Origin of the sequence: Rhizobium cauense (genome assembly GCF_019511525.1) — a bacterium.
Taxonomy (GTDB): domain Bacteria; phylum Pseudomonadota; class Alphaproteobacteria; order Rhizobiales; family Rhizobiaceae; genus Rhizobium; species Rhizobium cauense.
Genome location: NZ_JAEUAT010000002.1, coordinates 491,978 through 504,392 on the forward strand (window position 1 = coordinate 491,978; position 12,415 = coordinate 504,392).

Annotated in this window: 15 protein-coding genes; 14 read left to right on the forward strand and 1 reads right to left on the reverse strand. The window is 58.2% G+C overall.

Translation table 11 applies throughout. The annotated features are described in order from the left end of the window. Positions 1 to 167 precede the first annotated feature (167 nt). The 7 genes from JNB88_RS05665 to JNB88_RS34110 all read left to right on the forward strand — a co-directional run bounded on the left by JNB88_RS05665 (position 168) and on the right by JNB88_RS34110 (position 5,735). A complete protein-coding gene (locus JNB88_RS05665; protein ID WP_220354593.1) occupies positions 168 to 365 on the forward strand; it encodes a DUF6525 family protein in 198 nt (65 codons plus the stop codon). Further along, positions 362 to 1,873, forward strand: coding sequence for an MT-A70 family methyltransferase (locus tag JNB88_RS05670; protein ID WP_220354594.1), 1,512 nt, complete (start codon positions 362 to 364; stop codon positions 1,871 to 1,873). Before JNB88_RS05665 ends, JNB88_RS05670 begins: the two co-directional genes overlap by 4 nt. Then, positions 1,873 to 2,931: a phosphoadenosine phosphosulfate reductase domain-containing protein gene (locus tag JNB88_RS05675; protein ID WP_220354595.1), complete on the forward strand. Its 1,059-nt coding sequence runs from the start codon at positions 1,873 to 1,875 to the stop codon at positions 2,929 to 2,931. Before JNB88_RS05670 ends, JNB88_RS05675 begins: the two co-directional genes overlap by 1 nt. Beyond that, positions 2,928 to 3,227, forward strand: coding sequence for a hypothetical protein (locus JNB88_RS05680; RefSeq protein ID WP_220354596.1), 300 nt, complete (start codon positions 2,928 to 2,930; stop codon positions 3,225 to 3,227). Before JNB88_RS05675 ends, JNB88_RS05680 begins: the two co-directional genes overlap by 4 nt. Further along, on the forward strand, positions 3,224 to 4,471 hold the full coding sequence (locus JNB88_RS05685) for a helix-turn-helix domain-containing protein (RefSeq protein ID WP_220354597.1): 1,248 nt from the start codon (positions 3,224 to 3,226) through the stop codon (positions 4,469 to 4,471). Before JNB88_RS05680 ends, JNB88_RS05685 begins: the two co-directional genes overlap by 4 nt. Next, entirely contained in the window at positions 4,455 to 5,147 is a 693-nt protein-coding gene (gene nusG / locus JNB88_RS05690; RefSeq protein WP_223217081.1) for a transcription termination/antitermination protein NusG, read from the forward strand. Before JNB88_RS05685 ends, nusG begins: the two co-directional genes overlap by 17 nt. Before the next feature lie 456 nt (positions 5,148 to 5,603). Beyond that, positions 5,604 to 5,735, forward strand: a complete 132-nt coding sequence (locus tag JNB88_RS34110) for a hypothetical protein (protein WP_262928063.1) — start codon at positions 5,604 to 5,606, stop codon at positions 5,733 to 5,735. Positions 5,736 to 6,238: 503 nt separating this feature from the next. Here the strand turns inward: JNB88_RS34110 and JNB88_RS05700 are convergent. After that, entirely contained in the window at positions 6,239 to 6,481 is a 243-nt protein-coding gene (locus JNB88_RS05700; RefSeq protein ID WP_220354599.1) for a hypothetical protein, read from the reverse strand. On the opposite strand from JNB88_RS05700, the gene JNB88_RS05705 reads away from it, so the two are divergent. From JNB88_RS05705 to JNB88_RS05735, 7 genes are all read left to right on the forward strand, one after another. Next, positions 6,471 to 8,180: a terminase TerL endonuclease subunit gene (locus JNB88_RS05705; RefSeq protein ID WP_220354600.1), complete on the forward strand. Its 1,710-nt coding sequence runs from the start codon at positions 6,471 to 6,473 to the stop codon at positions 8,178 to 8,180. The two genes, JNB88_RS05700 and JNB88_RS05705, sit on opposite strands and share 11 nt — an antisense overlap. Further along, complete coding sequence (locus JNB88_RS05710; protein ID WP_220354601.1) at positions 8,177 to 9,460, forward strand: phage portal protein; 1,284 nt, start codon at positions 8,177 to 8,179, stop codon at positions 9,458 to 9,460. Before JNB88_RS05705 ends, JNB88_RS05710 begins: the two co-directional genes overlap by 4 nt. Continuing rightward, a complete protein-coding gene (locus JNB88_RS05715) occupies positions 9,429 to 10,100 on the forward strand; it encodes an HK97 family phage prohead protease (protein WP_220354602.1) in 672 nt (223 codons plus the stop codon). The genes JNB88_RS05710 and JNB88_RS05715 overlap by 32 nt, the downstream gene beginning before the upstream one ends. 32 nt (positions 10,101 to 10,132) lie before the next feature. After that, positions 10,133 to 11,446, forward strand: coding sequence for a phage major capsid protein (locus tag JNB88_RS05720; protein WP_220354603.1), 1,314 nt, complete (start codon positions 10,133 to 10,135; stop codon positions 11,444 to 11,446). Positions 11,447 to 11,513: 67 nt separating this feature from the next. Continuing rightward, positions 11,514 to 11,708 (forward strand): hypothetical protein, encoded by a 195-nt coding sequence (locus tag JNB88_RS05725; RefSeq protein WP_220354604.1) that lies wholly within the window; start codon positions 11,514 to 11,516, stop codon positions 11,706 to 11,708. A 10-nt stretch (positions 11,709 to 11,718) separates the two neighbouring features. Continuing rightward, positions 11,719 to 12,015, forward strand: coding sequence for a head-tail connector protein (locus JNB88_RS05730; protein WP_220354605.1), 297 nt, complete (start codon positions 11,719 to 11,721; stop codon positions 12,013 to 12,015). 6 nt (positions 12,016 to 12,021) lie between these two features. Beyond that, entirely contained in the window at positions 12,022 to 12,405 is a 384-nt protein-coding gene (locus JNB88_RS05735; RefSeq protein WP_220354606.1) for a phage head completion protein, read from the forward strand. The last annotated feature ends 10 nt before the right edge of the window (positions 12,406 to 12,415 follow it).

Sequence of the window (12,415 nt, forward strand, 5' to 3'; positions counted from 1 at the left end):
ATCCGGCTTCTTCGCGATCAGCACTTGGCTGCCGACGAGGCAGACCGGTCACTGCTCTTGTCGTTAATCGCGCGCGGCCATGTGCGCCGTTGCGGACCCGCTCACGCGCGACTGACCCTCACCTCAAAGGGCAACACGCACCTCGACCGAATGATGAGGTGCGAGTGATGAACATCCTAGCTCCATCCACTGCTCATCAGCGCATGCAGGCATTTGATAGTCTGCCGAAGCAACTGCGGCTCGTCATTTCCGGCGCAGCTTTTGCCTACGACCCGCGGGAAATTGCGGAGCGCATTGCCAAGGGCCGTCGTCCAGAAACCATCCTGCGGGGCATCGTCCGCTATGAGCGGAGGGCTCGCCCATGAACGCAAGTGCACATCAGGTCTCGCGCGATCGTCAGAACGATCTGCTGGTCCGAGCAAAGCGGGATGGGTTCGTTGTCAGCGAAACATCGGCTGAACGACTGTCCTGCATCAAGCTCAACACAAAAGGCTTGCTGTCGCGCGATCCGAAGGCAGCGGATAAGTGGTATCCCACTGACAAGGCTGCTACCTCCTTGCCTTCGGAGCCTGAGCCGGCGGCTGCGTTGGTGGAGCGCACCATTACGCGTCGTCGTATCGACAGCATCGACAGCGCTGATCGGCTTCGCGTCGTCGATCAGGCGGCGGTTGAGGCTCTCAAGCCCTCAATCCGAGAGCATGGACTTAAGACACCAATCACGGTGCAGGGCAGATCCGGTGATGAGCGGGTGACGCTTTGCGCAGGAAAACACCGCCTGGAGGCGATGCGGCAGCTTGGCGAGGAGTGGATTGACTGCTTCCATGAGGATGTAGACGACCTAGATCGAGAGCTTTGGGAGATCGACGAAAATCTTATTCGATCTGAGCTGACGCCTGCCGATCGGGCACTGTTCGTCGCGCGGCGCAAGGAAATCTATCTTCTAAAGCATCCGGAAACCGCCCATGGCGGCGACAGGTCAAGTCGCCAAGTTGGCGACTTGCAGAACGCTCGACGGTTTAGCGCGGCGACGGCTGAAGCAACCGGACAAAGCGAACGCGCTATCCAGCGAGATGCATCTCGTGGGGAGCGTATCACGGAAATGGCTTTGCACTTGGTGCGGGGGACGCGCTTGAACAGTGGCGCGTTCCTCGATCGGCTGAAGACCGTCGCTGAGGATAAGCAGGTTCTCTATGTTAAAGCAGCCCTCGACGATGAAAAGCGCAAGGCTGCCGAGGTGAAGGAAAACCGGCGGGCGCTTTCTGAGGTCCGTCATGCTGTTCGCCTTACCCATATGGCGCACGTGACTGCAAACGGCGCGGCGAGCGCTGGGCAGGTGGCACACAAGTTTCCAGTCATCTATGCCGATCCGCCATGGAAGTTCGGCGTCCATTCGGAAGTGACCGGACGAGAGAAAAGTCCGGAAAACCATTACCCGACGATGACGACGCACGAGATCTGTGCGCTTTGGGAGCAGATCGGATCTCCGGCCAAGCAGGACTCGGTTCTGTTTCTCTGGGCAACAAATCCGATGCTGCCTGATGCGCTGCGTGTCATGGATGCCTGGGACTTCGCCTACGTTCATCATTGGATCTGGGACAAGGAAGTCGCCGGGACGGGCTATTGGGGCCGTGACCGTCACGAATTGCTTCTGATCGGGAGGCGCGGCAATCCAGTTTCGCCGTTGCCGGGGAGCCAGCCACAGACCGTCCATCGTGAGGCGAAAGGCCGCCATAGCGCCAAGCCTGCTTTCTTCGCTGAGACGATCGAGCGTCTGTACCCGGATATGCCTCGGCTCGAAATGTTCTGCCGCGAACCTCGGCCAGGCTGGACGGCTTGGGGCTTTGAGGCGAAGGCGGAAGGCGAGGTGGCTTGATGTTCGCCGTCGCGACTTTGCCATTCCTTGACCTCGCGATTGCTGACGGATCTCCGGTCGCGATTGGCGTCTCCGGTGGCAAGGATAGTCAAGCTGCTGCGCTAGCGGCGTTTCGCTATCTCGATCAATGCGGCCACGTTGGGCCTCGTATACTTGTTCACGCGGATCTCGGCGTAGTCGAGTGGCGGGACAGCCTGCGTATATGCGAAGAGCTTGCTGCGCATCTTGGTTGCGAGCTTCTGGTCGTGAGGCGGAAGGCCGGAGACCTGATGGATCGGTGGGAAGCACGTTGGCGCTCAAGCATCGATCGGTACGCCGCTCTTGAAACAGTTACCTTAGTTCCGTGCTGGTCAACTCCGCGGATGAGGTTCTGCACGTCGGAACTGAAAACGCACGTCATCCAGGCGGAACTCAGGCGGCGATACAAAGGTCAGACCGTGATCAATGCGACCGGTGTTCGTCGTGAGGAAAGCGCGGCCAGATCAAAGGCGACAGTTGCTGACCAAGGTACCGTCAACGATAATTTCATCAACTGGCGGCCCATCGTGGATTGGACCGTGCAAGAGGTATTCAGCGCGATCGATACGAGCGGGCTGGCGCCGCATCCTGCTTACCGTGACGGCGGCATGAGCCGGGTGTCTTGCATGTTCTGCATCATGTCGAACATTGCGGATTTGACGGCTGCTGCGGCTCAGCCGGAGAGCCATGAGCTTTACCGTAGGATGGTTGAGCTTGAGTGCGAGAGCAGCTTCGCGTTCCAAGGCTCCCGATGGCTTGGCGATGTGGCGCCGCAGCTCCTGACGGGAAATCTCCGTGACCGCCTCTTGGTGGCAAAATCCACCGCTCTTTGGCGCACGCAGGCAGAAGCGCGGATCACTGACGGCATGCTGTACGTCAAGGGATGGCCCACGCGCATGCTGACGGACGCCGAGGCGGACATCCTTGCCAGCGTAAGATCAGAGATCGGCGCGCTGTTCGGTATTGAATGTGCTTGCCTTGATCGTGAGAGCATCCACGAGCGCTACGCGGAGCTAATGCGCCATCGGGAGGCAGCATGACGGCGATGCTACCTCTCGTAGATATCCTTGCTGATGCCGCGACACATGCGGAGCGGGCAGATTGGCTGTTTCGCTGCCCTTACTGGGTCATTCATCGCGAACATATGAACATCCGGCGTATCCTACAGCTATCAGGGCTCCTGGAAGGTGTTGCCTATCTCGATGCGATGCTTTCGCTCACCAGTGCGCGGCGACTGCCGGATGGATCAATTCCTCAAACCATCGTCTTGCCGGTGCATATCGCCGCGCACGACCTCAGAGAAGCGGCGCGGGCTGGCGCCTCGGGGGCAGAATGAGCAATCCACGGTTCTCCATAATCCCGGCGTGGATTGTCACTGACGGCAGACTGAAAGGAAGCGACCTGAAGGTGCTTTGCCTATTGGGGACGCATACGAACAAGGAGGGCTGGTGCCGCCGCAGCCAGGTTAAGATGGCCGAGCAGCTTGGCTGTGGTCGTTCAACGGTGCAGGACTCGCTCAACCGGCTTGCAGATATAGGTGCCGTTGAAAAGCGGAAGGTCGAGAGCGTCGACGGCCGCGACAGCGCTCATTGGTATCGCGTCATCCTTGACCGTGCGCTCTCTAGCAATGCGTTTAGCGCATGGGAAGCCGACGACGAAAAGGAATTCGGTCCTATTTCCGGGGCGTCTGCGGTGGCACCCCCTGCCGGTATACCGGCACCCCCTGCCGGGCCTGAGGCGGCACCCCCTGCCGGATCTGGACCGGCACCTATTAACGACAGTTCTCTAACTTCCAATCTTAACGAAGAAGAGAGAGAGCGCGATCGCAATGATGAAGGGGAAGAAAATCCCAAGGCGCTGGAAAAGCGATTCCGCAAATGGTGGTCGACATGGCCAACCTATGCGACCGACACGGAAACCACGACGCGCCGAGCCTGGTTGGATCTGACGGCGGAACAGCGGAAGACTTGCGAGTATCGGACTGCGGAGTATCTGGCCGCAGCCAAGGCTTCTGGTCGCAAGTTTTCGAAAGCAGCGGCGACGTACCTCTCAGAGCGGGCTTGGGAGCGATTGGGCGAAAGGACAGGATCTGCAGCGCAAGCCAGCTCGCCCGAGCCGTACACGGCATATTCTCGGGCAGGTCGTGCGCTGTTGCTGGCGGAGCTGTTGAAGCCAGAGCGCCACCTCACGCTCAATCCGATCGAACAGAAGATCATCGAGGACAAACCAGAGAAGCGCGACCTGATCTGGCGCGACAAGCGGGAAAAGCAGGGTTGGCCAGAGGCATCGAAGCTGATCGAAACGACGCAGCAGCGCAGGCGGTTCAACGTTCCTGCGCGCATCGTGGCGATCGGACAGAGCTTCGACAAGGTGAAGGTCGGTGGTGATGTCTGGCAAGCATGGCAGCGTCTGCACCATCGTCGCTGCTGGCCGTGGCTGGCTGCTCCTGAAGGTTTGGAATGGATGCAGTTCCCACGCCTGCCAGATGGGATCGAGGATCTCGATGAAGCGTGTGACATGGCTTTGGGCGAATTTGATGCGGCACTGAGAGAGGGCAGGGGCAATGACAATGCAGCGTAAGATCACCGGAACGAAGATCAATTTTCGGCCGATGATCGAGGCCGAGCTGTCGCACCTCGAAAAGTTGCGGGCCTACCAGCGTTCGACGAGAGCAAACCGAATCGCCCGAATCGCAGCGGACAGGCTGCGGGCGGCATCCAAGGAAAAATGTGAAAGGGAGCCGAAAATGGCGAATTGGTACTGCCTGCGTGTCGAAAGTGGCAGAGAGTTCATTGTGGAAAAGTTTCTTCAGGACGCGAATGTCGAGGCGTTTATGCCTTCGGAAAAGGTCGTTCGCATTCACAAGGGGAGGAAAATCGAGGGATCGCGACCGTTCTTCCCGTCATACATGCTCGTTCGTTTCGTACCTTCGGGTGAGGCGTTTCATGGTCTGAAGAACGTCAAGCATGTCATCGATATCGTCGGTGGACCGAACGGATATCACATCGTCAGAGATGAGGATGTTGAGCATTTGAAGGCACTTAGGTCTGAAGCTGATTTGCCACGCGTGGCGACCGACAAGACCATGGCGGACGGTGACAGGGCTGACATCACCTTCGGTCCTTTCGTCGGGTTCACCTGCACTGTGCTGGCTGTGAAATGGTGCAGGCAGGCCAAGGCGCGCGTGCTGATCGATGTCTCTGGCAAGCCATTTGAGATAGAGAGCATGCCACTTGCATTCCTCAAAAAGCTGTGACAGCAATTGGTCACTGGACGAGCCAGACCAGCGGACCCTCCGATCCCCGATTGAGATATCGGGCAGAGCAGGCCAACGGCCTCAGGGAACACCGCTACCGGCCCCAGCCTTGATCGCCTCACTGTCGAGGCGCTGACTCAAGGCCAGTGCTACTGCTATGAGTTCGAGGCGGCCTAACGGTCGCCTTTTCTGTTTCTTAGGGATATGGGCAAGCTCACATCCCTCAAGCCTCGGATTAAGACCCTTGGCTCTCGCCTATCTCCCATATTGCCATCGACACGACAGGAAGCGGAAACGCAGCGCAGTCGTGAGCGTGACCAAAGCCAGCCATGGCGCGCCTGGTACAAGAGCAATCGATGGCGGAAGCTGCGGGAGGAAGTGCTGAGGCGCGACGTGTACAGATGCCAGCAGACCGGTATTCTCTGCATTGGCAAGCATCCTGCAGATAACAGTCCAGTGGTTGACCACAAAATCCCGCATCGCGGTGATGAGCGCCTGTTCTGGGATGTGAACAATCTGCAGACGGTGAGCAAGGCTTACCACGATAGCGAGAAGCAGAAGCAGGAACGGGCGCGACCCGGTTGGTGAGGATCATGAGCGAGCAGGCCTTCATCGAGTTCTTCCGGCTCGGTCTAGCATCTGCCTGCGGCTTCGTTCTCGGAGCTGCATGGATCATTTGGAAGACGCGGGATTGTGACGAACCTCGGCGATCGCCCGTCAGCGAACGCATTCGAACCACCGGCAGCAGTGACCGACCACCACCCCCTCGCAGGTAGAGGGGGGTGGGTCGAAAGTCTGGAAAGACCCCTCCGCCCGGACCCGCGCCCCCCTCATTCGGAGATTTTTTTCTCGTGCATCAGGAAATTGACCTCTTCGGCAACCCGGTTGTCGACACCAGACGAGCTGTTGGACGGCCGGCCCACGAGGTGACTTCTAGAACACGCAATAGAGTCAAGATGTTAGTGGCTTTGGGTTGGGCGAACCCGCGTATTGCCAATGCGTTGGCGATCTCCTTGCCCACTTTGCGGAAGAATTATTTTCACGAGCTGAAGGCGCGTGATGCTGCTCGCGATCAGTTGGACGCTCGGCGGTTAGAGTTGGCTTGGGAACTTGCCGAAGGCGGTAACGTCGGGGCGTTCAAGGAGTTTGGGCGCCTCTTGGAGAGAAACGATCGCATGGAGATCGAGCGCGAGCTGGCCACCGAGAAAAAGCCTTCGCCCCAGCCTCCGGTTGAGCGTCTTGGCAAAAAGGTGATCGCCGAGCGAAGAGCGATTGACGCAGACGCCGACCTGATGGCGGAACTTGAGCGGGAAGCCTCCGAGAATGCGCATCATTGACGATGATCTTCCCCGTTTCGCTTGCCCGGATTGGTGGGAGAAACTGCAGAATGGCCAAACGCCAATGGCCGACGTTCCCATCAACAAGACCAAGGCCGCAAAGGCTCTGGCCTTTTTTAATCGCCTTCGGCTCCCTGACGTTCCAGGTAATCCGCCTCTGGCGGAAGCCTGCGGAGACTGGTTTAGGGATATCCTCTGCGCTTTCCTTGCCAGTGAGGATCCTGACACCAAAAGACGTCTTGTTTGGGAATTGCTCTGTCTCGTCCCGAAAAAGAACTCCAAAACCACCTACGTTGCAGCGTTGGGACTGACGGCTCTCTTCATGGAAGAGGCACCAAACCGACAGATGCTGATCGTGGCGCCAAGCCAGAACATCTCGGAAAGATGTTTCAGCCAGGCGCAGCTGATGATCGAAATCGACCTGAAGCTGAGCGATATTTTTAAGGTCGAGGAATACAAGAAGTCGATCATCCGGCACAAAACCGGCACACAGCTAGACGTAAAGACCTTCGACACATCGATCGTTACCGGCGAAATTCCCGTTCTTACGATCATCGATGAGGTGCATGAACTTGGGAAGGCGGCGAAGGCCGCCAAAGTCATGCAGCAGATCCGAGGCGGCGGAATTACCAAGCAGCGCGGTCAGGTCTTGATGATTTCGACCCAATCTGACGAGGCGCCGGCCGGTATCTGGCGAACCGAGCTCGACAAGGCCCGCGCGATCCGGGACGGAAAAGGCGGTTCTTCACCGATCATGCTGCCGGTTCTCTACGAGTTTCCGAGGGAGAACCAGGTTAATCAGGAGTACTGGCGCAACAAGGAGAATTGGGGGTTTATTCTTCCTAACCTTGGTCGCTCGATTGATCCTGACGCTCTAGTCGACGACTACGAGAACAATGGCAAGGTGAACGCCGAAGCCGAGCAGATCTGGGCAAGCCAGCATCTCAATATCGAGATCGGCGTGGGACTCGGCGGTGATGGGTGGTCTGGAGCCATTCATTGGGAAAACTGTGTCGATGAGAAACTGACCGGTCTGGACGCCCTTTTACGGCGCTCCGAGGTCTGCACCATCGGCGTAGACTGGGGCGGCGCTGACGATTTGGCTGCCATCTACGTGCTTGGTCGGGAAAAGGGCTCGAAACGCTGGCTCGGTTGGGGACGCGCATGGGCGAGACCGACTGTTTTTGAGCAGCGAAAGAAGATCGCACCGAACCTGAAGCAATTTGAGGCCGATGAAGATCTGGTCGTTTCCACGTCCGGCGAGGAGCAGGCAGCATCGGCCGCCGCAATCTGCCTGAAGGTGTTTAAGTCCGGCCTGTTGCCGGAGCAAAATGGCATCGGCCTCGATTCCGCTGGCGTCGCTCTCCTTGTCGATGCGCTGGAAGATCTCGGGATGACGCAACCGCTTGTCACGGCTGTCATGCAGGGCTGGAAGTTGCAGACCGCAATTTCATCAGTGCCCCTTAAGCTTGAGGACCGGCGGTTTGTTCATGGCGACCAGCCGATCATGGCGTGGTCGGTCGGAAATGCAAAGCAGACCCTTAAGGGCAGTAATTACGTCGTGACGAAAGAAGTATCCGGCGCCGCGAAGATCGACATGCTGATGGCGCTCTTCAACGCCGCGATGCTGATGTTCCAGAACCCTGAAGCTGCTGCGGCTTTTGATGCCGAGGCGTGGATAGCGAGCTACGCATGAACTGGTTTACACGCCTGCTGCGCCGTGATGGCGTGAAAGACATCGAGCCATGGCGCGGCGGCGCAGCGTCGACCGAAAACGGCGACAATTTTACGACCAATCAAGTCACACTTGCCGATTGGCGGGATAGCCGCTACGGCCAGGCGAGCGCGGCCGTCGGCCTCTCTGCCACTTGGGCATGTGTACAGCTGATCGCTGGAACGATCGCATCCCTACCGTTGATGATCTACCGGACCGAAAACGGTATTCGAACCGTGGCGAAAGATCATCCGTTGTATTTCGTGCTGCACGACAGCCCGAATTTCGATCAGACCGCCGTCGACTTCTGGGAGGTGATGGCAGCAAGTGTCGAGCTACACGGAAACGCCTACGCTTTGATTGAGCGTCGGTCCGGCGGCATCATCACTTCGCTCTACCCGATCCGACCGGACCGGATGACGGTTCGCCGCAAGGTGAATGGCGATCTTGAATACGCGTGGACGGATAATGGCCGCTCCTATGTCAAGCGAGCCTTTGACGTCCTTCACATTCGCGGGCCCCTCGGTGACGGCATTTCAGGCTCATCGACGCTCTCGGTCTGCAGGAACGTCTTTGGTGATGCGATGGCATCGGAGGAGGCGGCTGGGTCGGTCTTTGCGAATGGCGTCAATCCAAGTGGCGTTCTGTCGACGAAGCCAGAGACGCAGTTATCGAAAGATCAGCGTGGTGAGTTGGAGCGGCTCCTGCAGGAGCGGTACATGGGCTCGATCCGGAACGGTAGGCCCATGCTTCTCGACAACGGGCTGACCTGGGAGCAGATCTCTATCGACCCACAAGATGCTCAGATGCTCGAAAGCCGCAAGTTTAGCGGCGAGCAGATCTGCCGGATATTTGGCGTGCCGCCAGCCATGGTTGGTTTTGGCGATAAGGCGTCGAATTGGGGAACCGGAAAAGAGGCTGACGTCCTCGGATTCCAGAAATTCACTTTGCGCAAGCGCCTGAAGCGCATCGAGCAGTCGGTTGAAAAGCAGCTTGTTCCGTTGGCGGAGCGCCGGGCGCAAGGCATCACGATCGAGTTCAATTTCGAGGGCCTTCTGCGGGGCGATACAGCCAGCCGTTACGAAGCATATGAAAAGGCGATCCGAATGGGGATCGCCACACGCAACGAATGCCGGGCGCTAGAAAATCTCCCTCCGATTGATGGCGGGGACGTCGTGACAGTGCAGATGCAGGACATCCCACTCGCAAATGCCATCAACGGAGATGGAAATGGACAACAGAATAACAGCTCCAGTTCTTGAGATAAAATCACTCAAGGATACCGGCGAATTCGAAGGCTATGGTTCGACCTTCGGCGGGGAGCCGGACGCTTACGGCGATGTCATCGCGGACGGCGCATATTCGGAAAGCCTCGCGCTTCACAAGGCCAAGGGTACGATGCCAAAGCTCTTTTGGCAGCACAAATCCGACGAGCCGATTGGAAAGTGGCTCGAAGCGACAGAGGACTCTCACGGCCTGCTGATGCGCGGGAAGCTGAACATGGACGTTCAGCGCGGCAGAGAGGCGCATGCGCTCTTGAAAGCCAAGGATATCGACGGATTGTCGATCGGCTACAGGATTAAAGAGTACAGCGTCGATACCGAAACATTTACCTGGACGCTGCAAAAGCTCGACCTCGTCGAAGTCAGTATTGTTTCCGTTGGTGCCAACGAAAATGCTGTAGTTCAGAGCGTGAAGGCGGCCAAGGCCGCTCACGACCTCACCGAGAAGCTTAAAGCCGGGGACCGGCTTTCAGAAAGAGAGTTTGAGACCTGGCTCAAGGGGCTGGGCTTTTCGAACTCGCAGGCGGAGCGCGCCGCGCGTCTCCACCTGAAAGGGCAAGGGGAGCTTGCCGCCGCGGCTGATGATGGCGTCGCATTTCTGCGCGCACTGATGAGCTGAACGCTCGATTTCAACCGAAACTGGAGGTTCCCATGCAGGGACATAAGCTGGCCGTCATTTGTGGCGGTTCCATCGCATTCGCTATTGCTTCTATGGCCGCTCTGCCTTTCGGGCCGCGCATCGTTTTCGATGCTCCGGATCGCCCGAATGGCGGTGGAAACAAGACTGCAGCCGAGCTGGCGGCGGAATTCAAGCGTGACTTCGAGACGAAGCATGACAAGGTGAAGGAAATCGCCGAAAAAGCGCTTGCGGAGGCCGAAAAGGGCATGCCTCTGGCGACCACCGCCAAGGAACTTGCCGATCAGGCCATCAAGGGCATGAACGACGCGAAAGCTCGCCTCGACGAGCTTGACCAGAAGATGGCCCACCGTGGCGGCGATGACAACGATCATCGCACTGCCGGTGAGCGGTTCATCGAGAGCGACGAATTCAAAAACTTCGCAGGGCAGACGCGCCCCCGCGGTCGCGTTCTCGTCGAGGTCAAGGACATCACCTCGCTCACGACGGACGCTCCCGGCTCTGCCGGCGCCTTGGTTCCTGTCGATCGTCGCGGAGTTCAGGTTGAACTGCCGCAGCGTCGCATGACCGTCCGTGCCCTGCTTATGCCTGGCCAGACGTCCAGCAATACAATCGAGTACGAACAGGAGAAACTGTTCACCAACAATGCCGCTCCGGTGGCTGAAGGGGCTCCGAAGCCGCAGTCGGAACTGCAGTTTGAAGACAAGGTCGCGACGGTTCGCACCATTGCGCACTGGATGCGCACTTCCGTTCAGATCTTGGCCGACGCTCCCGGTCTCCGCTCGATCATTGACCAGCGGCTCCGCTACGGCCTCTCCTACGTCGAGGAAAGTCAGCTCCTCAATGGCTCTGGAACCGGTCAGAACCTGCTCGGCTTGGTAACCGCCGCAACCGCCTACGCTGCTCCGGGCGGACTGGCTGCGACGACGCAGCTTGATACCGTCCGTCTGATGATCCTCCAGGCTGCTCTTGCCGAGTATCCGCCCAATGGCATCGTGATGAACCCGATCGACATGGCTGCGATCGAGATGCAGAAGGACGATACCGGCAGGTATATTATCGGCAATCCTCAGGGCACTATCCAGAAAACACTCTGGGGCCTCCCTGTGGTCGAAACACAGGCCATGGGCGTCGACAAGGCGCTCGTCGGTGCTTTCAATCTCGCGGCGCAGATATTCGACCGTCAGGATGCCACCGTCGACGTCTCAACCGAGGACCAGGACAACTTCATCAAGAACAAGGTCACCATTCGCGCCGAGGAACGGCTTGCAATGGCGATCTACCGTCCTCAGGCGATCGTCTACGGCGATCTCGGCCGCGTAGCATAGTTCTTTTCGGCTCATATCGACCGGCGCTGACATTTGGCGCCGGTTTCATGAACCGAAGGAGGCAAGCATGGTCAAGGCAATTCTCATTAAGCCACTCGACGGAGATCCGGAAGGATCAACACGAGAATTCAGTACCGAGGACTTCGCACGTCTGGAGGCGTTTGGCGCAGTTCGTAAGGCCGATTCTGAAGACGCGAAGAAGGCGCCGGCTGCAAGTAACAAGAAGGCGCCGACCGTCGCCAACAAGGCCGTCGAAAAGTAGGGGTTCAAATATGGCTAACGTCGTCATCACCCAACTCGGTCCGCTCTACACGCTAGAGGAAGTCAAAGAGCACTTGCGCGTTGACACTGGCGACGACGACGTGACCATCCAGACCTATATGGATGCCGCTGAGGCCTCCGTACTTCAGTATTGCAACATCTCCTTGGTCCCCTTGGGGAAAGAGGCAGTCTTCAAAGTCGCGGCCATGATGTACGTGGCGACTCTCTACGAGGATCGCGCTGGACTGGAAGGGCTACCCAAATCGAGCCAGCTTCTGATCGATCCATACCGCTGGCTGAGGGTTTGATACGCCATGGATAAACGTGATGCGGGCCGCCTCAACGAGAAGGTTGCGTTCGATGAGCGTGCCGACCAGGAAGACGGTCATGGCAACGTCCAAGACGCCTTTGTTGAACAATTCCAGCGCCGGGCAGGTTTTACCTACATGCGAGGCGGCGAGACGGTCATCGCCTCCAGGCTGGAGGGGCGTCAGCCGACAATTGTTCGCGTGCGCCGCGACAGCGATACGCTGAAAATAGGTCCGGATTGGCGCATGAGGGATAGTCGTAACGGCTCATGGCAAGGCACCGATGAAAATCGGTACTGGGATGGGCCAATCTACGCTGTTCGCTCGATTGCGCCGACCGAGGACCGCCAGTTTCTCGACATCATGGTCGAAAGCGGCGTGGCGCCCTGACCGAAATCCT